Here is a 19,152-nt window from a genome sequence, read left to right on the forward strand (position 1 = left end):
GATGCCCAGGAAGCGGCAGGTCCAGCATCGCCTCGGCCCGCAGCGGGATCCTGCGATCGACGAGGCGGTGTTGCGGGCGACGCGGGAGTTGCTGATCGAGAACGGCTACGCCGGGACCTCGATCGATGCGATCGCCACGCGCGCCGGAGTGGGACGGCCCGCCATCTACCGGCGCTGGCCGTCGAAGGCGCACATCGTGCACGACGCGGTGTATCCGGTGATGGAGTCGGAGGACGTGTCCGACGATGTCGAGATCGGCGAGGAGATCGCCCGACTGACCTACGGCGCGGTCGCGTTGTTCGGCGACGCGGCCGCGCGTGAGGCCGTGCCCGGGCTGATGAGCGAGGGACGCGGCGACCCGGAGCTGCGCAAGGCTCTGGTCACCGACCAGCTCGAGGTGATCCGTGAGGAACTCGGCCAGCGGATCGCGCGGGCGGTCGATTCCGGTGAACTGCGCGCGGGGATCGACGCGGACACCCTGCTCGACGTCATCGCCGGCGCCGCGATCTTCGCGCAGTCGGCCCGCGACGTCCAGGACCAGGAGCGGCTCGCGTCGACGCTCGTCGATCTGGTGCTGAACGGCGTGCTGCCGCGGTGAGGCGAGGCGGGTTCAGCCCGCCAGATCGTCCGGGCCGATCGCGTCCTCGCGCCATTCTTGTGCGCTGAGTGGGGCGTCGAATCGCGGCCGGCGCCGGAAGAACCAGACGCCGGCCGCGGCAGTTCCGAGGACGAGCATGATCCGGCTGCGACTGGTCATGCGACCATTCTGCCGCCCTGTCAGCGATCCCACTCCACGAGAAGTGAATTGGGTCCGCGCAGGGCGACGCCGACCTGGCTGGTGACCCGTGCACCATCGGCCGCGCCCTCCTGTAGGCGCAGGCCGGGAAGGCGATCGAGCAGGATCGTCAGGGCCGTGTTCAACTCGGCGAGCGCCAACCAGCTGCCCGCGCAGCTGTGTGGGCCCTGCCCGAATGCGAGCATCGACGTGGTTCTCCGGGTGATGTCGAACCGGTGCGGGTCGTCGTGGATCGCGGGGTCGCGCAGCGCCGCGTTGATCGAGAAGATCATCGGTGTGAGTGCGGGGATCTCGATCCCGTTCCACGTGGTTGCCTCCGGGCAGGCGCGGGGCAGCAGGCCCACCGGAGGCTCCCAGCGCAGGCCCTCCCAGATCGCCCACTGGACGTTCTCGGCCGGGTTCGACCGCACCAGGTCCAGCTGGTCGGGGTGCGTGAGCAGCGCGGAGAGGGTGTTGCCGAGGGCGAGCATCGTGGTGTCGGCGCCCGCCGGGAACAACAGTCGCAGGAAGGACAGGATCTGCTCGTCGTCGAGGGTCTCGCCCTCCGCCGACTCGGTGACGAGCATCGAGATCAGGTCGTCGCCGGGGTTCCGCCGCCGTTCGGCGAGGATCGGCGTGACGTGGTCGGTGAACTCCTGGGACGCGCGCATCGCCGCCTCGGGATCGAGGGGGAAGTAGAAGAGATCGTGCGCCCAGCGGTGCACGGTGGCCTCGTCCTCGACGGGCAGTCCGAGCAGGCGGCTGATGATCAACACGGGGTATCGCGTGGTGAACTCCGCGACGAGATCGGCGGTCCCGCGATCGGCGAACCGGTCGATCAACTCGTGCGCGAGGGGCTCGAGGACCGGCGCGATGTAGGAGGCGATCCTGCTGCGGCGGAACGGCGGCGAGACGATCGCGCGGTTGACCCGATGCTCACGGCCGGCCATGCACTGCAGCGTCTTTCCGAGCACCGGGCCGGTGGTCATGGGGTAGATCGCGGAGGCTGGGAAGGTCTCCTCGTCCTTGAAGGCGGCCGACACGAGGTCGTGGGTGAGCAGCAGGACGGCCTGGACCCCGGCGAACGGGACCACGGCGTACGGCTTCTCGGCGCGCAGGCGCTCGAGGATCGCGTGGATCTCCGGGGCGTCCTGGAACGCGAAGTCGACCCCCTCGATGTCGACGGTGTCGAGCAGGGACGGTGCGGTCATCGTCGGGACCCTTCCGAGAAAGGCGACACGAATATTCGTGTCACAGGAGCCGAATATCGGTTACAGTGCCGAGGGTAGGAGGAAACATGGACCGTGACAAGGGTGGAAGTGGATCGCCGCCGACCGATCGCGTCGTGGCGGTCATCGAACTGCTCGCGGGGCGTGAGACGCCCTGCACCATCGCCGAGATCGCCGACGCGCTGCATCTGAGCCGCTCGACCGTCGGCGCGGTGCTCGGTGCGCTCGACACGCACGGCTGGGTGCAGCGGGGCGCGGATCTGCGGTACCGGCTCGGGTCGCGCTTGGCGGGGGTCTCCGAGGCGGCGCGCGCGGCGATGGGTGCGCCGCCCGGGCTCGACGACGCCCTCGCGCGCCTGGCCGCCCAGGTCGACTGTGGCGCGGCGCTCGGCGTCGTGTCCGCCACGGAGCTCACCTTCGTGGCGGTCGATGCGGGACGGGGGCGGCTGCCGGCGGGCATCGCCGCCGGCGCGCGGTTGCCGTTGCGGGCGCCGGCGGGCGCGGCCGTCATCGCCTTCGCGGACGAGGCGCGGCAGCGTCGCTGGCTCGGCACCCTCCCGCGGGACGCGCAGGCCGAGACCGCGGCGGTGCTCGAGCAGATCCGGGCGACGGGCGTCGGCGTGTGGGGCATCGGCGCTGCCGATCCCGGCACGCTCGACGTCCTCGCCGACGTGGTCGAGTTGCTGGCCGTGGATCCGTCGCAGCACACCCTCCGGGCACGTGTCCTCGCGCTGCTCGCGGGGATCAGTGGACGGCCTTACGGTGCAAGGGATCTCGACAGCAACGACGCCCTGCCGATCAGCTATCTCGTGGCGCCGGTGTTCGACTCCGGCGGTCGCGCGGTGTGGGAACTGCAGATCGGTCCGTTGCGTTCCGCGGTCACCCCCGAGGAACGTGCACGCTACATCGAACACCTGACCCGAACCGCTCGGGAACTGGATGCGAGAACAGGAGAGAACACATGAGTGCTGCCGCCGACCTGGTCACGGAGTTCTGTGGGCTGTGGTCCGACCCGGACCCCGCCGTGATCGCGGAGTACTTCACCGAAGATGCTGTGTACCACAACATTCCGATGGATCCCGTGAAGGGCCGCGACGCCATCCGGGAGTTCCTCGAGGGTTTCCTGGCCACGTTCGACGGCATCGACTTCCAGATCCACAGGCAGGTCGAGGCTGACGGTGTCGTGATGAACGAACGCACCGACGTGCTCCGTGGGCTCGGCAAGGAGACCCCGCTGCCGGTGATGGGCGTGTTCGAGGTGGTCGATGGGAAGATCGCGGCCTGGCGCGACTACTTCGACATGGGTGCGATCACCGCGGCATTCGGCGGCTGAGCGCCGCGCGGGTGCGCGAAACTACACAATCCGGGCGCGGAAAGAAAGCCCTTACGCAATAGTTGGACGTCCTATAACCTGCGTCACATGAGTGAGGATCCGCGTACCGACACCGTCGACGGAGTGCTCCGCCGGTCCGCCGCACGGCAGCCCGATCGCACTGCTCTGACATTCGACGACCGCACCTGGACGTACCGCGAACTCGACGCCGCCGTCACCCGCGCCGCCGGGCGTCTGCTCGGACTCGGGCTGGCGCCCGGCGACCGGGTGGCGGGCTACGGCGTCAACTCCGACGCGTACGTCATCGGCTTCCTGGCCTGCGCGCGCGCAGGCCTCGTCCACGTTCCGGTGAACTATGCCCTCACCGGCGGCGAACTGCACTACCTGCTCGCACAGTCCGGGACGCGCGCGGTGCTCGTCGACCCGGCGCTCGCGGCCAACCTCGAATCGGTGCGGGCGGATCTCGACCTCGACCACGTCCTCCCGCTGCGCGACTCGTCCGGCTCGCTGCTCGAGTCCGTTCGGGCCGGTGACGTCCCTCAGTTGGCCGTCGGCGTGTCGAGCGGTGATCTCGTCCAGCTGCTCTACACCTCCGGGACGACATCGAAGCCCAAGGGCGCGATGATGACTCACGGCGCGCTGGTCCACGAGTACGTGTCGTCGGTGATCGCGCTCGGATTGAGTGCCGAGGACAACCCGCTGATCTGCATGCCGCTGTACCACTCGGCCGGGATGCACGTGTTCATGCTTCCCTACCTGTCGGTGGGGGCGACCGTGCACCTGATGCAGACCCCCGACATCCCCGAGATCCTGCGGCGCATCGAGGCCGAGCGGATCGGTTCGTTGTTCCTCGCGCCCACGGTCTGGGTCCCGCTCGCCGGGCACCCGGACCTGGACACCCGGGACCTCTCGTCGCTGAAGAAGGCGCAGTACGGCGCGTCGATCATGCCGGTCACCGTTCTCAACCGTCTCCGCGAGCGGTACCCGGACCTCGGCTTCTACAACTGCTTCGGGCAGTCGGAGATCGGACCGCTGGCCACGGTGCTCGGGCCCGCGGACCACGAGGAGCGACCGTCCTCGTGCGGGCGCGCGGTGTTCTTCGTCGAGACCAGGGTGGTCGACGCCGACGGAAACGATGTGCCCGACGGCGAGCCGGGGGAGATCCTCTACCGCTCTCCGCAACTGTGCCAAGGGTATTGGGACAACCCGGAGGCCACCGCGGAGGCGTTCCGCGACGGCTGGTTCCATTCGGGCGACATGGTGACGCGCGACCCGGCGGGCTACATCACCGTGGTGGACCGCATCAAGGATGTGATCAACACCGGCGGCATCCTCGTCGCGTCACGGGAGGTGGAGGACGCCCTGTACACGCACCCCGCGGTGGCGGAGGTGGCCGTGATCGGCATGCCCGACGAGAAGTGGATCGAGGCGGTGACGGCGGTCGTGGCGCTGCGCGACGACGCCGACCCGGATGCGGTCACCGCGGACGTGCTGATCGAGCACGTCCGTCAGCACATCGCACCCTTCAAGGTGCCCAAGCGAATTCGCTTCGTCCCTGCCCTGCCGCGCAACCAGAGCGGCAAGCTCCTCAAGCGTGAACTGCGGAGCGAACTCGATCCGGCCTGACGGAAGCCGCTGCGCCGACGGCCCGGCCCCACCGGATGCGGTGGGGCCGGGCCGTCGGCGACCGTGCTGCTGCGGGTGCTCCTACCAGCTGAGGGCAACGCCGTGCTCGGGCAACCAGATCATCGGATCGACCTGGTAGCCGTTCGGATCCCAGACCTCGAGGTGGAGGTGCGGGCCGGTGGACTGGCCGCGGTTGCCGACCGTCGCGATCTGCTGACCGGCGATCACGCGCTCACCGACGCCTGCCGTGAAGCTGTCGACATGGCCGTACACGCTGATGGTGCCGTCGTCGTGCTGGACGCGGACCCACTGGCCGAATCCGGACGCCGGGCCGGCATTGATGACGACCCCGTCCGCGACCGAGAAGATCGGCGTGCCGAGGTTGGCGCCCACGTCGATGCCGTTGTGGTGCGTACCCCAGCGCGGGCCGTAGCTGGAGGTGAGGAAGCCCGACACGGGCTGGACGAAGAGGGGGCGCGGCGGCGGCGCGATGAACGGGGCCGGCATGGGGGCGGGAACCGGTGCTGCCTCGGGCGCGGGTGCCGGTGCCGGTGCGGGCAGCGGCGCGGGCATCGGTGCCGGCTGCGGTTCGGGCGCCGGCGCGGGGGCGATCAGCTTGGGTGCGGGCGTCCACTGCTCGGCGGACGGCGGGGTCCACCCCTGCTGTGCGGCGTCGGAGAGCGCCGGGATGTTGATGCCGGGCAGGAACTGCCCGGCGGGCAGCTGAAGCTGGATGTTGCCGACGTCGGGCAGCCGCAGGGGCGCCGCGGACGCGGTGGCGGCGCCGACTTGCACGCTTCCTGCGAGCAGAGCGCCGGTGGCGACGGCCACCGCCGCCGCCTTCAGGGAGCGGTGACCGCGGGGGGTCGTGGCAGTCTGGGTTTCGGAACTAAACGTCCTGTGGTGATTGGCCACAGCGGTTACCTCATTTGTGGTCTCTGGTCGGTCCTGCGGACGGCGACCTCGGATCTTTCGTCACGGAAAAGTAACAAAGAGGTATCGACTCGTCCACCGTGATCGGATCTTTATCTTGATAGGTTATGAACCGACCGGTTTCGAGGAAATCTGCTGGTCAGGCGCTTGAGTGCTCCGAAATCGAGCTCGGGCGGGGGCCGGGGCGGCCCGAAGTGGACCGTCGGGTCCGAACGCCTGGGGCGCCGTCCATCGAGGTCGAGCACCCAATCGGCGTGACGGGCGGACGAATTACGTCACTGTGACATGGAACCCCGGTCGGCGCTTGCGACCGCTCGACCAGAACAAGATCGAATGGGCCCGCGAATCGACGGCCGGCTCGGCCCCCTTGTGACCGTGATCTCAGCCGAATGGCATGCGGACGCAAAGAAGCCGGCCCCGGCGCTGGGGCGCGGGGGCCGACTCTCCGGGTCTAGCCCTTGAGCTTCTTCATCGTCAGGTGCGACTCGATCTTCGAGATCGCCGGCTGCTCCATCAGCTTGGTGCGCAGGAACACCTCGAAGGCGTTGAGGTCGGCGACAGCGACGCGGATGAAGTAGTCGGGCAGGCCGATCATGCGGCGGAACTCGACCACCTCGTCGAAGGCGCCCACCTCGTTCTCGAACTGCTCGACGGTCTTGCGGTCCTGCGACACGATCTCGGCGTTGACGATCACCTCGCATCCGCGTCCGACCGCGTCGGGATCGACGACGGCTTGGTAGCCGACGATGACACCGTCGGCCTCGAGTCGTCGGACTCGCCGCAGGCACGGCGACGGCGTGAGCCCGACGCGATCGGCCAGTTCGGCATTCGTCAGCCGGGCGTTGGCGCGTAGCTCGCGCAATATTGCGCGGTCGAGATCATCCACAGCAGAATATTGCGCCGAATAAGCCGTTCAGGCAATATCCGGCAATCAAATGCCAGTCCCTCGACACTATTATTGCGGGGTGACCAGCGCGTTTCCCGAACCGGGCCTCCGAGCCCACGCCACCGAGTCGCGCAGGTCCGATCTCCGTGCGGCGGCCCGAGACACCGTCTCGGTCGGGTTCGGGCTGTTCCCGCTCGGTCTGGCGTTCGGACTGCTTCTCGTCCAGTCCGGCTTCCACTGGTGGTGGGCGCCGATCTTCTCCCTCATGATCTACGCGGGTTCGCTCGAGTTCCTCGCGATCGGGTTGGTGCTCGCGGTCACGCCCCTCGCCTCCGTGGCGATGACGACGTTCCTCGTGAACTTCCGCCACGTCTTCTACGGGCTGTCGTTCCCGCTGCATCGGGTGAAGGGGCCGGCGGCGCGGCTCTACAGCATGTACGCGTTGACCGACGAGGCGTACGCCGTCACCGCTGCCAAGGATCCGCGTTCGCTGAGCAGTCGGCGCATCCTCTTCATCCAGGTGTTCTGCCAGCTGTACTGGGTACTCGGCGGTGTCGTCGGAGCGGTCGTCGGCAACGTGATCCCGATGCAGCTCCTCGGTCTGGACTTCGCGCTCACCGCGCTGTTCGTGGTGCTGGCGATCGACGCGTACCGGGTCCGCCCGGATGTGCCCACACCGATCCTGGCGTTGCTGAGCGCCCTGGTCGCGCTGGTGGTCGCGCGCGATCAGATGCTGGTGGTCGCGATGTCGGTGTTCGTGGTGACGCTGCTGGCCCGCTTCGCGCTGGACCGACGGAGGCGCGCCCGTGCCTGACGTGTCGTACATCCTGTCGGCGCTCGTGGTGATCATGGCCGTCACCTTCGCGCTGCGGGCCGTGCCGTTCGCCGTGATCGCGCCGCTGCGCTCGTCCGCGCTGGTGCACTACCTGGGCGCCCACATGCCGGTCGGCATCATGTTGATCCTCGCCGTCTACACGCTGCGGAACGTCTCGATCGCGCCGGCGTCGCTCGGGCCCGCGGTCGCCGCGCTCGGCGTGACGATCGGTCTGCATCTCTGGCGTCGACACGCGCTGCTCAGCATCGTCGGGGGCACCGCGGCTTACATGGTTCTCCTGAATTGGGTGTTCGGCTGAACCGGAGTACGCAGCTCGTCGCGGCGATTCGCGCGCTCGTCGCACAGTTCGGTCCCGTCGCCGATCCGGATCCCCGATTTTGGGACAGAACTTGCATGTCAGAGGCATTTCGATTGATTGTGGGCGCAATTTCACCGGAGTGTCGGCCGTTAGCCTTGTCACTGTGACGTCGCACGTGGATGAACCCGGATCGCTGGCCACACCGACCAGGATTCGCAGCTCGGTATTCCGGAACAAGGTGACCTCCGCGCAGGCGGCCGTCGAGTTCATCCACCCCCACGACACTGTGGCGATCAGCGGCTTCGCCAGCGCCGGCACGCCCAAGGCGATCATCCCGGCGCTCGCCGACCGCATCCACGCCGTGCGCGGCGCCGGGTCGAACTTCACCATCAACCTGCTGACGGGTGCGTCGGTGTCCGCGGGCACCGAGCGCTTGCTGGCCGAGGTCGACGGCATCTCGCTGCGCATGCCCTACCAGTCGGAGCCGACCGCCCGCCGCAACATCAACAGCGGCCGCATGGACTACGTCGACATCCACCTGTCGCACGTCGCGCAGCAGGTGTGGGAGGGCTACTACGGCAACGTCGACGTGGCGGTCGTCGAGGTCGCGGGCATCACGGAGTCGGGCGAACTCGTCCCGTCGGCGTCCATCGGCAACAACAAGACCTGGCTCGACGTCGCCGACAAGATCATCCTCGAGGTGAACTCGTGGGTGCCCGAGGCGATGGCCGGAATCCACGACATCTACTACGGCACCGCGCTGCCGCCGTACCGCAAGCCGATCCAGCTCACCTCGGTCGAGGACCGCATCGGCCAGCCCACCCTGAAGGTGGACCCGAACAAGGTGGTCGCGGTAGTCGAGACCGACGCCCGCGACAGCGCGAGCCCGCTCACCCCGCCCGACGAGATCAGCCAGGCCATCGCCGCGCACGTGCTCGACTTCTTCGAGCACGAGGTTGCGCAGGGCCGGCTGCCCGCCGACGGCCTGCTGCCGCTGCAGTCGGGCATCGGCAACGTCGCGAACGCGGTCCTGCAGGGTCTCGACGCCGGCCCGCACAAGGGGCTGACCTGCTTCTCCGAGGTGATCCAGGACGGCATGCTGCACCTCATCAAGCACGGCACCGTGCGCTACGCCTCGGCGACGTCGCTGGCGTTGTCGGAGGCCGGCATCGACGAACTGGTGTCGAACATCGACTTTTACCGCAAGCACATCGTGTTGCGCCCGCAGGAGATCAGCAATCACCCGGAGATCGTCCGCCGCCTCGGCATCATCGCGATGAACGGCATGCTCGAGGCGGACATCTACGGCAACGTGAACTCGACGCATGTCATGGGCACCAAGATCATGAACGGGATCGGTGGCTCCGGCGACTTCGCCCGCAACGGCTACCTGTCGATGTTCCTGAGCCCGTCCACAGCAAAGGGGGGTGCGATCTCGTCGATCGTGCCGATGGTCCCGCACGTCGACCACACCGAGCACGACGTCCAGGTGCTCGTCACGGAGCAGGGTCTCGCGGACCTGCGCGGGCTGTCGCCGCGCAAGCGCTCCCGTGTGGTGATCGACAAGTGCGCGCACCCGGACTACCGGGCGATGCTGCTCGACTACGTCGACCGCGCCGAGGCCTACCCGTCGGCCGGGCACACCCCGCACCTGCTGGGCGAGTCGCTGTCGTTCCACCAGCGGTTCAACGAGACCGGTTCGATGCTGCCGAACTGAGCTCCTCCCCGGTCGGATTCCGCGAATCCGACACCTCGGGCTCACGCCGACATTCCGGCGCGTCACGGTGGGGTTCAGGGAGTCTCGGTCACCGTGTCGGGTCCCTCGTCGCGCTCGCCCACCGGCCTGCGGGGAATTCTCCCGGTGAAGAACAGCGCGCCGACGGCCAGCAGCGCCGCCACCGACAGTGCGCTCTGCAGCGCCTCGAGGCGGGCGTCGGTGTTGGCGGCGACCACCGCGTCGGCGACTGGCGGGTCGACGTTCGCGTCCGCCAGGGCCGCGTCGAGTTGGGTGTCGCTGAGGAACGGCACGCCGCTCGCGAGGTCGACGGTGGCCTGTTCCTGCACCGCCGGGGGGACCCGCGGATCGTTCTCGATGCCGGCGACGATCGACGCACCGAGCGTCGTGATCAGCACCGAGCCGATCAGCGCGGTGCCGAGGGAGGCCCCGAGATTGGTGGCGGTGTTCTGCAGTCCGCCGACCTCGGCGCTGCGCGAGTCCGGGACGGCGGAGACCGTGACCGCGCCCAACTGCGAGGAGAGGGCGCCCAGCCCGAGGCCCATCAGCAGCATCGGGACGGCGACGATCCCGGCGCCGGCGCCGGGATCCATCCCGGCCGCGAGGATGAGAATGCCCACGGTCATCGACGCCAGCCCGAGCCTGACCACGCGCCGGGGCATCGCCTGCGGCCACAGCTTGGGAATGCCCACCGCGGCCGCCAGCAGCGCCACCGACAGCGGCAGCAGTCGCACGCCTGTCTGCAGCGCGCTCAGCTCGAGTACGACGGACAGGAACAGCGGCACGGTGAAGAAGACGCCCGCCTGAATCATGAACTGTGCGAAGAACATCGTCAGCCCGCCGGCCAGTTGGCGGTTGCCGAACAGCCGGGTGTCGAGCAGGGGATCTCGGCCGCGGCGGGTCAGGTATGCCTCCCACCGCGTGAGGGCGTAGACCACCAGGAGTCCGCCGAGGACCAGCCACACCACCGGAGACAGTCCCAGCACCTCGGGACCGCCGGTGCGGCTGCGCAGCCACCCCCACTCGCCGGACCGGAGCACGCCGTACACCACGAGACCGAGACCGAGCACCGACAGCGCCGACCCGACGAGATCGAGGCGCACCCGCGACGGCGGGGCGTCCTCGATCCTGCGCAGCACCGGCAGGATCAGCAGGACCAGGACCACCTCGCCCGCGAAGACGTACCGCCACGACGCGAACGTCGTCACGGCGCCGCCGATCAGTGGTCCCGCCGCGACCGCGATCGCGCCCGACGCCGCGATCAATCCGTATGCGCTCGAACGTCTCTCGGGGGCGAAGTTGGACGCGACCAGCGCAACGATTGCCGGCATGATCAGTGCGGCGCCGATGCCCTCGAGCAGCGACCACCCGATCAGCAGGACGGCGAGATTCGGGGCGAGCGCGGTGGTGAGCGAGCCCGAACCGTAGATCACCAGTCCGATTGCGAACGCCCGCCGCCGTCCGATGATGCTGCCGACCTTGCCTCCGGTGATCATCAGCGTCGCCATCACGAGCGTGTACAGCGTGATCGCGGTCTGGATTCCGGTGATCGTGGTGCCCAGGTCGGACGCGACCATCGCCATCGACACGTTCATCACCGAACTGTCGAGGGTCATTAGGAACTGCCCGGCCGACAGCGTCGCCAGCACGAGCGTCGCCCGTGCCCCGGCCCGCGATCCGGTGTCGGCCTGCATACCTGATTGAAGCAGGCCGGGGCGTCGACCTGGGGTCGATCGGCTCAGTCGATCAAACCCGTCCGGTATGCGATCTCGAGCGCCTCGTCCCGCGAGTGCGCACCGATCTTGCGGTACAGCGTCCGCAGCTGGCTCTTGACAGTGTTGCTCGACACGAACAGCTTTCGCGCGATCTCGAGCGTCGACAGTCCCTGCGCCAACTCGACGAGCACCGCATGCTCCCGCTCGGTCAGCTCGACGTGGTGCACCGCGGCCGGGTAGATCTCGGGCACATCGGACGCCAGGAACGCCGCCGCCGCCGTGGACGACAGGGGCGCCGCCGCGTCGAGACCGGCGACCAGTTCGCGCGGCACGGTCGCGAGTGTGCCGACGAGGCCGGTGCGATCGGCGATGGCGGCGGCGTGGGCCCACGCCCGGGCCGCCGCGGCCTTCTCGCCGAGCGTGCGGTGGGCCGCCGCCTCGATGAGCAGCACCTCGAGCTGGGTGCGGGTGAACGGATGGCTGAACCAGTCGCACTTCCGGCACAGTGCCAGTGCGGTGGCGGGCGAGCCGGTGAGCAGGTGCACGCGGGCGGCCGTGGCCACGATCAACGGCGCTTCGACCGGCTGCGCCTCGATTGTCGCCAGCGCCCGATTGCCTTCGCCGAGCGCCAGGCGCAGATCGAGCTCGAGGGAGGTCATGAGCCGTGCGATAGCGGAACCGTTGCGGATCGCCGCCGAGTGCGAGGTGACGGCCCGCTGGAGGACGGCCATGCCCGTGTACGCCTGCCCGGTCGCCAACGCGTGGCGGCAGTGCGCATAGGTGATGTACGGCCACAGTTCCTCTCGCTCCGACGCTTCCCCCAGTTCGTCGAGCCATCGTCCGGCGGCGGCGAGATCGAGGTGGTCGAGCGCGACGAGGGTCCGTGCGACCAGGCCACCCACCTTGACCATCGGTTCGAGCCAGCCGTCCGGGTCCGGGTGCGCGTCCTCGAGCTCGAGCCACTCCTCGGTTCGCCGGGGCTCCCCGATGATCGCCCAGTTCATCGCCGAGTTGCCGGCCGCGTTGCGGGCGACGAAATCGACCCGCTGTCCCAGCGCGCCACGGTGGGCCAACCGCAGTTCCACCGCGGATTCGGCGAACGCCCCGGCCAGCTGGTAGGTGATCCCCCACTGCAGTCGCATCACCGGCAGCTGGGGACCGACGTCCTCCGGCCGCGCCTCCAGCGCCCCGCGGACCAGGTGCGACAGGCGTCGCGTCATCTCGGCGGCGCGATCGTGCTCGCCGGCCAGCCGCAGCATGAGCGACTGCACGCAACCGATGGCGAGGGCATCACGCGCCTCCGCGGTCGTCCCGAGCTTCTCGAGCGCCGCCGGATCCCGCGGCAGCGCGTCGGCGGGAATCGTCGGCTGTGAGCCGAGGAGGACGAACAGATCGCGGCCGGCCTTGATGACCGGACGTTCCTCGACGAGATCCGGCGGTAGTTCACGCAGCGCCGAACGCAGGAGGCCGAAATGACCGCCGACGAGCCGGACCCAGTGCTCCTCGAGCAGTTCGATCGCCAGTTCCCAGTTGCGCGCCTCGAGGGCGTAGGACAATGCCTCGGCCACTTCGCCCCGGGCCGCGGCATTGCGTGCGAGCGCGGTCAGCCGCCGGGCGGGTTCGAGCCCGGTTCGCTCCTGGACAACGAGGAGCCGGTCGCGAACCGCCGGCGTGTACTCCCAGGCATCGCCCACAGTTGTCTCGCAATGATTGACGATTCCGGCGGTTTCGAGAACGGCGAGGCGGTGCGCGGCATCGTCGGCGCCGGTCAGTAGCCGCGCGACCTCGGGTGTGATCATGCGCGCGGCCGCGATGCCGATGACGAAGTCTCGATCGGCGTCAACCGAAGGATGTTGGAGGACAACCGATTGCACGAACCGGTCGATCGCGACGTCCAGGCGGTACACGAGGAGCCCGCGCCGATCGCGGGCGGCGGGGAGGCTCTTGGCGACGACGACCGCGATCCGCATCAAGGCCGGCACGGCGGAGACGCGCCCGAGAATGTACTCCAATTCACCAGGTCTGAGGCTGATTTCCGCATGCGCAAACAGATCCTCGGCTTCCGCCGGTGTGTACATCAGGTCCCGCGCGAGAATGAGTTCGTGCGTCGGCTCCATCAAGATCGGATCACCGAACAACGAGCGCCCGCAGGCCGTGGCAACGATGTTCACGTTGTGACAGCGGTCGAGGAGATGCAGGATCTCCTCCTCGATCCGCTCGTCCTCCACCAGGTCGATGCGGTCCAGCACGAGCAGGACCGGTGCGCCACTGCGGGCGAGGGATTCTCGAACCTCCTCGGCACCGGACCCGGATCGGGTGCTCGGAATCGTTTCTCCGGCAACGATGCCCGACGCCCGGATTCGGTCGGCCATGGACTGCCAGTAGATCTCGGCATCCGTGCAGCCCGCGAAGGCCGGAATCCGCAGCACCGCGCGGACGTCCGATCGAGTCGCCTCCAGCCACGACACGACCAGTTCGGTCTTGCCGAACCCGCGCGGTGCTCGGATGACGGTGATGGGCGAGTTCCGGTCCAGCCGGGCCAGGAGTCGCGTGCGCGGAGGCGCCCATGCGGCATTGCGGCTCGGTACAGGACTCGAACTGCTGCCGTCTCGCCGTGTCATCAAGAAGCACCCCCCGGCTCGGTCATGGCTGAGCCCGCCTCGTGGGAACGACGGGCGGAACAGTCGCTCCATCAACCTATTCGATCTCGATCATTGCAAACTACGGTTTCGGGGGTCGTCGTGGCCTGCGGTTCCCGCGGGGTGAGACCTCGTATTGCTCGCCCGGCAGCCCTGCGGCACTCTCGGCGAGATGAGCGAGCGTGTACCGGATCCGGCGTTGCACGGGTCGGTCCGCGCACCGCGACCCGATTCCCCGAAGGTGCATCCGAGTTCCGTCCGGCGCGTCGCATACCTCGACATCGACCGACCGGACGGAGTCGGTGGGACCCTCGTCCTCGGCGGGCGCGCGTGGGATTTCGCGATCGACGCGGACCGGCGGCCGTCGGTCCGCGAGGCGGTCACGCTGCGGGCCTCGGTGGATTACCACGGCGGCCGAACCCTCTCCGGCATCGAGACTTCGCCGGCCGTGCCGGAACTCGCCGCCCTCGTCGGGCACTCCGCGATCGCCGGGTTCCGCGGGCGCGTGGCCGATGCCGCCCCGCGGGTGTCCGCGCCACTGGCCCTGCTGCTGGACGACGTTCCGATGGGGACGCTGATCTCCGGCCACGCGGTGTCCGCGGCCAGGGAACGGGACGGCGATAGCGTGACCGCCAGTACCGGATATGTCCCCGTCGGTGACCAGTGCGCGGGCTACTCCGCGAACGGAGCGTTGATCACGACGATCGCGGTGCGTGGACGCAGCCCCGTCGCGGACGGGCCGGCCGCCCCGCCCGCCCACGATGCGTTCGGGCGCTCACCGCGCCCGCTCGCGGTTCACTCGATGCGCCGGCGGCGGCGAATCGACCGGTGGGTCGTCGACGGCGCGATCCACATCGACGCGATGTTCCGCGACACGTACGGTCGGGCCGACGGCGTCGAGACCGTGATCCACGAGTACGAACTGACCGTGATCGCGGACGAGGGCACCGGGGTGATCCGCGAGGCCGTCGCGACCCCGCGGGTGTTGCCGTGGTTCGACTGCCCGGGTGCGGTGGCGAGCGCCGGACGTCTGGTCGGCATGACGCTCGACCGGGTGGAGGGGACGGTGCGTCGTGAACTGCGGGGCGTGGACACCTGCACCCACCTCAACGACCTGCTGCGGAGCATCGCCCACTGAGGTGATGCCGGCATCGCACCTCGAGCCGGCCCCGCGACGATCCGGTGAGCCTCCGGTGGGCCGACGGTCAACCCGGCCGATCCGCTGTTGCCGCGCGTGCCGCGCCGGGCAACCGGACTGTGAAGGTGTTGCCCGCCGGGTCCGAGGTCACGGTGATCGTCCCGCCGTGAAGAACCACGTTCTCCTCGGCGAGCGCGAGCCCGATGCCACTGCCGCTGGTCCGGCCCCGGGACGCGTCGGCCTTGTAGAACCGCTCGAACAAGTGCTCGCGAACGTCCTCCGGGATGGCGGTGCCGTGGTCGGTCACGGTGATCACGGCATCGTCGCCGTCGGCGCACACAGTGACCTCCACCGGTGGGCTACCGTGCGCGAACGCATTGGAGACGAGGTTCCCGACCGCGATGTCGATCCGCCGCCGATCCGCGACGACGACCACGGGTGCGGTGGCCTCCATGCGTACGCGGGACTCGAATCCGCGGGTCTGCAACGACTCCCGCACGACGTCGACGAGGTCGTGCGGTTCGGTGGCGAGATCGGCGCGGCCGGAGTCGAAGCGAGAGATCTCGATGACGTCCTCGGTGAGCCGGGACAATCGCCCCGCGCCCCGGCTCACGATGCGGGCGGCCCGTGCTGTGTCGGCGTCCATCGACTCGGCATCCTCCTCGAGCACCTCGGCGACCGCGACCAGCGCCGCGATCGGCGTGCGGAGTTCGTGGAAGACGTCGGCGACGAACCGCCTGGCGTCGGCCTCCTTGGCCGCGAGATCGGCGACGGTGCGGTCGAGTTCGGCGGCGGAGCGGTTGAAGGTGGCAACCAGGTCGGCAAGCTCGTGGCTGGCACCGGCGGTGAGTTCCTGGCGTGGCCGACCCGGGACCAGTTCGGCCGCGGCAGCACTGAGCCGACGCAAGGGAAGCACGAGTCGACGCGCGGTCCACAGCCCGATCACTGCGGCCAGGACCGACACGACGACGGCGACCGCCGCCGCGCGACGCTCGAGCGAATCGATCTGGGACTGGGCCTCTGCCAGGTCGAACACGGCTGTGACATACGTCGGCGTCGACAGCGGCAGGTCGCGTTCTCCGACACGACCGCCCACGTAGAAGAGCGGTTTGCCGGCGTTGTCGACGCGCTGGAAGACCGGCAGCTCCGACCGCTCCAGGCGCGCGAGCAACTCCGGCGGCGGCCCGGGCACATCCGCGGGCCACGTGTCGGTGCGGACGTCGCCGGACCACGCCGTGCTGCCGTCGCCGATGCCGGTGAACTCGTACAGGTCTCGGCGCGTGGGGTGCGCGTCGAACCAGGGAACCGCGGAATCGAGGGTGTCGGTGAACGCGGTCAGCATCTGGTCCTGCGCGGTCGAGAAGATGTTGGCGCGTGCCTGCAGATACACGGCGGCGGACGTCGCGACCGCGGCGATGAAGGCGACCGACGCGACGAGTGCGGTGAGCCGGGCCTGCAGTCCCGGCGGGCGAATGTTCATGCGACAGGTCCGAACCGGTAGCCGAAGCCGCGAACCGTCTGCACGTACCGGGGATTCGACGGCTCCTTCTCGAGCTTCGCGCGCAGCCGCTGCACGCACGCGTCGACCAGCCGAGAGCCGCCGAGGTGGTCGAAGCCCCACACCCTTTCGAGTAGCTGCTCGCGCGAGAACACCTGGCCGGGGCGCTCGGAGAGGGCCAGCAACAGCTGCCATTCGGTACGGGTGAGCTCGGGCTGCCGGGCGCCCTCGGTGATCGTCAGCGCGGCTCGGTCGATGACGAGGTCACCGTGCACCTCGCGCGCGGCGGGGGCGGCCACCGCCGGGGCGCGGCGCAACACCGCCTTGATGCGGGCGTCGAGAATGCGGGGCTGCACGGGTTTGACGACGTAGTCGTCGGCGCCTGTCTCGAGCCCCGACACGACATCGAAGTCCTCGCCGCGCGCGGTGAGCATGATGATCGGGACCGTGCTGCGGGCGCGGATCCGCCGGCACACCTCGAACCCGTCGATACCGGGCAGCATCACGTCCAGCACGACGATGTCCACGGGCCGGTCCGCCAGCGCGGACAGGCCGGCCTCGCCGCTCGGGGCCGGCGCCACCGTGTGCCCGTAGCGGTGCAGGGCGAGGCTCAGCGCGTCGCGCAGGTTGTCGTCGTCCTCGATCAGCAGCACCGCAGTCATGGCGCCCATCCTCCCGGCCACCGGCGGCGGCAGGATGGGCGCCACACCTTGTAGCAGAACGGTGACGCAACACCCGCAGGATTCGGACACCCGGCCGCGACGGTGGACGTCATGCACATCATTCGCAGGGGAGTCGCCTTCCCCATCGCCGTCGTGATCCTGCTGGTCGGAGTGACGCTGTGGTTCGTCGATGTCATGGCCCGGCCGGGATCGAGCGGACCCGTCGGCCTGTCCCGGCACGGTGCCACGACCGCGTACACCTTCGTCGACGATCCGAACGGCGAGATCCGGGTGGGTGGGGCTCGCGAGCAACGTCCCCGGCCCACCGCGAGCACCGCAAAGCTCATCACCGCTCTGACGGTGCTCGAGCGGAGGCCGCTGGCGCCGGGTGAGGACGGGCCGGTACTGACGATGACGGGCGCCGACACCGATCTCTACAGCAGCTACGCCGGACGGGGCGGTTCGGCGGTCGCCGTGGGAGACGGACAGGAGTTGTCCGAGTACGAGATGCTCGTCGGCATGCTGCTGCCGTCGGCGAACAATCTCGCGGACAGCCTCGCCGTGTGGGCGTTCGGTTCCCTGTCCGAATATCGGACGGCGGCAAACGAGTTGGTCCGCGCGCTGGGGATGACCTCGACGACCGTGGGTACGGACGCGAGCGGCTTCTCGCCGACGACGACGAGCACCGCGCGGGACCTGACCCTGCTCGCGGCGGCGGCCGTGCGAAATCCGGTGATCGCCGAGATCGTCGCGCAGGAGGAGGCGGTGCTTTCGGGCGTCGGGGTTGTCCGCAACACGAACCGGCTTCTCGGCCGGCAGGGTGTCGTGGGCCTCAAGACCGGCACGACCGGCGAGGCGGGCGGGGTGTTCCTGTTCGCCGCGAGGGTCGGTGTCCCGGGCCGGCTCGTGGTGGGGGCGGTGCAGGGCGAGGGCCGCTCGGCGGACGACGCCATCGACCGGGCGTCCCGGCTGCTCGACGAGATCGGGGGTACCGAGAGTTGACGTCGTGACGCTCAGTGACCGACGGGGGCGTCGAACCCCTTCTCCGCCAACCACTCGAGGACGGTGTCGGCGACCTCCGGCCAGCCGTGGTCGATGGTGAGCGAGTGCCCACGGTCGGCGAACACGACGTAGTCGTTGTCCGTGTGGGCCTTGCGGTAGCGGTGATGCGCCGACCGGCTCACCGATTCGGGCACCGAGTGGTCCTGGCCGCCGCCGAGGATCAGCAGCGGACCCCGTTCGACGTTCGTGTCGACGTGCGCGGGCGAACCGGGCAGGACGTTCGCGAACGCCGCCTGGAACAGCGGGCGGCCCGGGGACGGGATGGACCAGTGCTCGTACAGCGCGTCGGACTCGCTGCGGTCGAGGGCGTTGCCGAACCTGTACGCGAACGCGTCCGGGGTGAGGGTCACGCTCCGTTTCGCGTTCGCGGGATTGCCGAGCACGGGGAACGAGGTCCTCAACTGGGCGAACGGCAGCGCCTTCACACCCTGGATCTGTGCGGGGTCGATCGCGACGGCGGCCGCGGCGACGTCGGCGGCGAGGAGCTTCTGCGCGATCAGGCCGCCGAACGAATGGCCGATGACGATCGGTTTGCGGCCGAGCGGGGCGATCGCCTCCGCGAAGTGTGCGGTGATCTCGTCGATGCCGTTGCCGGCCTGGTCCTCGGCGTGCGCGCGGGTGTCGGAGATGCTCGGCGCCTCGCCGGGCCACGTGGGTGCGACGGTCCGGAATCCGGCCGCTCCGAACTTCGCGCGCCACGGGTCCCAGGACGACGCGGCGAGCCAGAGGCCGTGGATGAACATGACAGGCGGGGTGTCGGGCATGGTTCGCGTCCTTCCGGATCGTGG

General features: G+C 69.4%; 18 protein-coding genes. 9 read left to right on the top strand and 9 right to left on the bottom strand.

Annotation, left to right across the window (positions count from 1 at the left end; all coding sequences use genetic code 11):
* Position 1 precedes the first annotated feature (1 nt).
* On the top strand, positions 2–598 hold the full coding sequence (locus EGT67_RS22385; protein WP_127918297.1) for a TetR/AcrR family transcriptional regulator: 597 nt from the start codon (positions 2–4) through the stop codon (positions 596–598).
* Between the two features lie 12 nt (positions 599–610).
* Here EGT67_RS22385 and EGT67_RS25175 read toward each other — a convergent pair whose 3' ends face one another.
* Positions 611–757 carry a hypothetical protein gene (locus EGT67_RS25175; protein ID WP_164877640.1) on the bottom strand — a complete coding sequence of 49 codons (147 nt, stop codon included), beginning with the start codon at positions 755–757 and terminating at the stop codon, positions 611–613.
* A 20-nt stretch (positions 758–777) separates the two neighbouring features.
* Positions 778–1,986: a cytochrome P450 gene (locus EGT67_RS22390; RefSeq protein ID WP_127918298.1), complete on the bottom strand. Its 1,209-nt coding sequence runs from the start codon at positions 1,984–1,986 to the stop codon at positions 778–780.
* Positions 1,987–2,072: 86 nt separating this feature from the next.
* Between EGT67_RS22390 and EGT67_RS22395 the strand changes: the two genes are divergently transcribed.
* The 3 genes from EGT67_RS22395 (at position 2,073) to EGT67_RS22405 (ending at position 4,963) form a co-directional block, all read left to right on the top strand.
* A complete protein-coding gene (locus EGT67_RS22395; RefSeq protein ID WP_127918299.1) occupies positions 2,073–2,969 on the top strand; it encodes a helix-turn-helix domain-containing protein in 897 nt (298 codons plus the stop codon).
* Positions 2,966–3,337 (top strand): limonene-1,2-epoxide hydrolase family protein, encoded by a 372-nt coding sequence (locus EGT67_RS22400; protein WP_127918300.1) that lies wholly within the window; start codon positions 2,966–2,968, stop codon positions 3,335–3,337. Before EGT67_RS22395 ends, EGT67_RS22400 begins: the two co-directional genes overlap by 4 nt.
* Positions 3,338–3,424: 87 nt before the next feature.
* Entirely contained in the window at positions 3,425–4,963 is a 1,539-nt protein-coding gene (locus EGT67_RS22405) for an acyl-CoA synthetase (protein WP_127918301.1), read from the top strand.
* A gap of 81 nt (positions 4,964–5,044) precedes the next feature.
* Here the strand turns inward: EGT67_RS22405 and EGT67_RS22410 are convergent, their stop codons facing one another.
* Together EGT67_RS22410 and EGT67_RS22415 are read right to left on the bottom strand one after the other, a co-directional pair.
* Positions 5,045–5,878 carry a M23 family metallopeptidase gene (locus EGT67_RS22410; protein ID WP_421958155.1) on the bottom strand — a complete coding sequence of 278 codons (834 nt, stop codon included), beginning with the start codon at positions 5,876–5,878 and terminating at the stop codon, positions 5,045–5,047.
* Positions 5,879–6,347: 469 nt separating this feature from the next.
* Complete coding sequence (locus tag EGT67_RS22415) at positions 6,348–6,782, bottom strand: Lrp/AsnC family transcriptional regulator (protein WP_127918302.1); 435 nt, start codon at positions 6,780–6,782, stop codon at positions 6,348–6,350.
* Between the two features lie 79 nt (positions 6,783–6,861).
* On the opposite strand from EGT67_RS22415, the gene EGT67_RS22420 reads away from it, so the two are divergent.
* The 3 genes from EGT67_RS22420 to EGT67_RS22430 all read left to right on the top strand — a co-directional run bounded on the left by EGT67_RS22420 (position 6,862) and on the right by EGT67_RS22430 (position 9,632).
* The gene (locus EGT67_RS22420; protein WP_241566189.1) at positions 6,862–7,596 is read left to right on the top strand and encodes an AzlC family ABC transporter permease; all 735 of its coding nucleotides are present in this window, start codon (positions 6,862–6,864) and stop codon (positions 7,594–7,596) included.
* On the top strand, positions 7,589–7,915 hold the full coding sequence (locus EGT67_RS22425; RefSeq protein ID WP_127918304.1) for a branched-chain amino acid transporter permease: 327 nt from the start codon (positions 7,589–7,591) through the stop codon (positions 7,913–7,915). The genes EGT67_RS22420 and EGT67_RS22425 overlap by 8 nt, the downstream gene beginning before the upstream one ends.
* Positions 7,916–8,090: 175 nt before the next feature.
* The gene (locus EGT67_RS22430; RefSeq protein WP_421958159.1) at positions 8,091–9,632 is read left to right on the top strand and encodes an acetyl-CoA hydrolase/transferase family protein; all 1,542 of its coding nucleotides are present in this window, start codon (positions 8,091–8,093) and stop codon (positions 9,630–9,632) included.
* A 74-nt stretch (positions 9,633–9,706) separates the two neighbouring features.
* Here the strand turns inward: EGT67_RS22430 and EGT67_RS22435 are convergent, their stop codons facing one another.
* Together EGT67_RS22435 and EGT67_RS22440 are read right to left on the bottom strand one after the other, a co-directional pair.
* Positions 9,707–11,344: an MFS transporter gene (locus tag EGT67_RS22435; protein ID WP_127918306.1), complete on the bottom strand. Its 1,638-nt coding sequence runs from the start codon at positions 11,342–11,344 to the stop codon at positions 9,707–9,709.
* Positions 11,345–11,388: 44 nt separating this feature from the next.
* A complete protein-coding gene (locus EGT67_RS22440; protein WP_127918307.1) occupies positions 11,389–13,986 on the bottom strand; it encodes a helix-turn-helix transcriptional regulator in 2,598 nt (865 codons plus the stop codon).
* Between the two features lie 190 nt (positions 13,987–14,176).
* On the opposite strand from EGT67_RS22440, the gene EGT67_RS22445 reads away from it, so the two are divergent.
* Positions 14,177–15,142: a DUF2889 domain-containing protein gene (locus EGT67_RS22445; protein ID WP_127918308.1), complete on the top strand. Its 966-nt coding sequence runs from the start codon at positions 14,177–14,179 to the stop codon at positions 15,140–15,142.
* Positions 15,143–15,209: 67 nt separating this feature from the next.
* Here EGT67_RS22445 and EGT67_RS22450 read toward each other — a convergent pair whose 3' ends face one another.
* Entirely contained in the window at positions 15,210–16,622 is a 1,413-nt protein-coding gene (locus EGT67_RS22450) for a sensor histidine kinase (protein WP_127918309.1), read from the bottom strand.
* A complete protein-coding gene (locus EGT67_RS22455; protein ID WP_164877641.1) occupies positions 16,619–17,302 on the bottom strand; it encodes a response regulator transcription factor in 684 nt (227 codons plus the stop codon). Before EGT67_RS22455 ends, EGT67_RS22450 begins: the two co-directional genes overlap by 4 nt.
* 111 nt (positions 17,303–17,413) lie before the next feature.
* On the opposite strand from EGT67_RS22455, the gene EGT67_RS22460 reads away from it, so the two are divergent.
* Positions 17,414–18,304, top strand: a complete 891-nt coding sequence (locus EGT67_RS22460) for a D-alanyl-D-alanine carboxypeptidase family protein (RefSeq protein ID WP_127918310.1) — start codon at positions 17,414–17,416, stop codon at positions 18,302–18,304.
* An 11-nt stretch (positions 18,305–18,315) separates the two neighbouring features.
* Here EGT67_RS22460 and EGT67_RS22465 read toward each other — a convergent pair whose 3' ends face one another.
* Positions 18,316–19,128, bottom strand: a complete 813-nt coding sequence (locus tag EGT67_RS22465) for an alpha/beta fold hydrolase (RefSeq protein ID WP_127918311.1) — start codon at positions 19,126–19,128, stop codon at positions 18,316–18,318.
* Positions 19,129–19,152 lie beyond the last annotated feature (24 nt).

The organism is Prescottella agglutinans (assembly GCF_004011865.1).
GTDB classification, from domain to species: Bacteria; Actinomycetota; Actinomycetes; order Mycobacteriales; family Mycobacteriaceae; genus Prescottella; species Prescottella agglutinans.

Bases quoted from the DNA above. Each gene is read 5' to 3' on its own strand.
- EGT67_RS22385 (WP_127918297.1), top strand. From the start codon at position 2: ATGCCCAGGAAGCGGCAGGTCCAGCATCGCCTCGGCCCGCAGCGGGAT.
- EGT67_RS25175 (WP_164877640.1), bottom strand. From the start codon at position 757: ATGACCAGTCGCAGCCGGATCATGCTCGTCCTCGGAACTGCCGCGGCC.
- EGT67_RS22390 (WP_127918298.1), bottom strand. From the start codon at position 1,986: ATGACCGCACCGTCCCTGCTCGACACCGTCGACATCGAGGGGGTCGAC.
- EGT67_RS22395 (WP_127918299.1), top strand. From the start codon at position 2,073: ATGGACCGTGACAAGGGTGGAAGTGGATCGCCGCCGACCGATCGCGTC.
- EGT67_RS22400 (WP_127918300.1), top strand. From the start codon at position 2,966: ATGAGTGCTGCCGCCGACCTGGTCACGGAGTTCTGTGGGCTGTGGTCC.
- EGT67_RS22405 (WP_127918301.1), top strand. From the start codon at position 3,425: ATGAGTGAGGATCCGCGTACCGACACCGTCGACGGAGTGCTCCGCCGG.
- EGT67_RS22435 (WP_127918306.1), bottom strand. From the start codon at position 11,344: ATGCAGGCCGACACCGGATCGCGGGCCGGGGCACGGGCGACGCTCGTG.
- EGT67_RS22440 (WP_127918307.1), bottom strand. From the start codon at position 13,986: ATGACACGGCGAGACGGCAGCAGTTCGAGTCCTGTACCGAGCCGCAAT.
- EGT67_RS22445 (WP_127918308.1), top strand. From the start codon at position 14,177: ATGAGCGAGCGTGTACCGGATCCGGCGTTGCACGGGTCGGTCCGCGCA.
- EGT67_RS22450 (WP_127918309.1), bottom strand. From the start codon at position 16,622: ATGAACATTCGCCCGCCGGGACTGCAGGCCCGGCTCACCGCACTCGTC.
- EGT67_RS22455 (WP_164877641.1), bottom strand. From the start codon at position 17,302: ATGACTGCGGTGCTGCTGATCGAGGACGACGACAACCTGCGCGACGCG.
- EGT67_RS22460 (WP_127918310.1), top strand. From the start codon at position 17,414: ATGCACATCATTCGCAGGGGAGTCGCCTTCCCCATCGCCGTCGTGATC.
- EGT67_RS22465 (WP_127918311.1), bottom strand. From the start codon at position 19,128: ATGCCCGACACCCCGCCTGTCATGTTCATCCACGGCCTCTGGCTCGCC.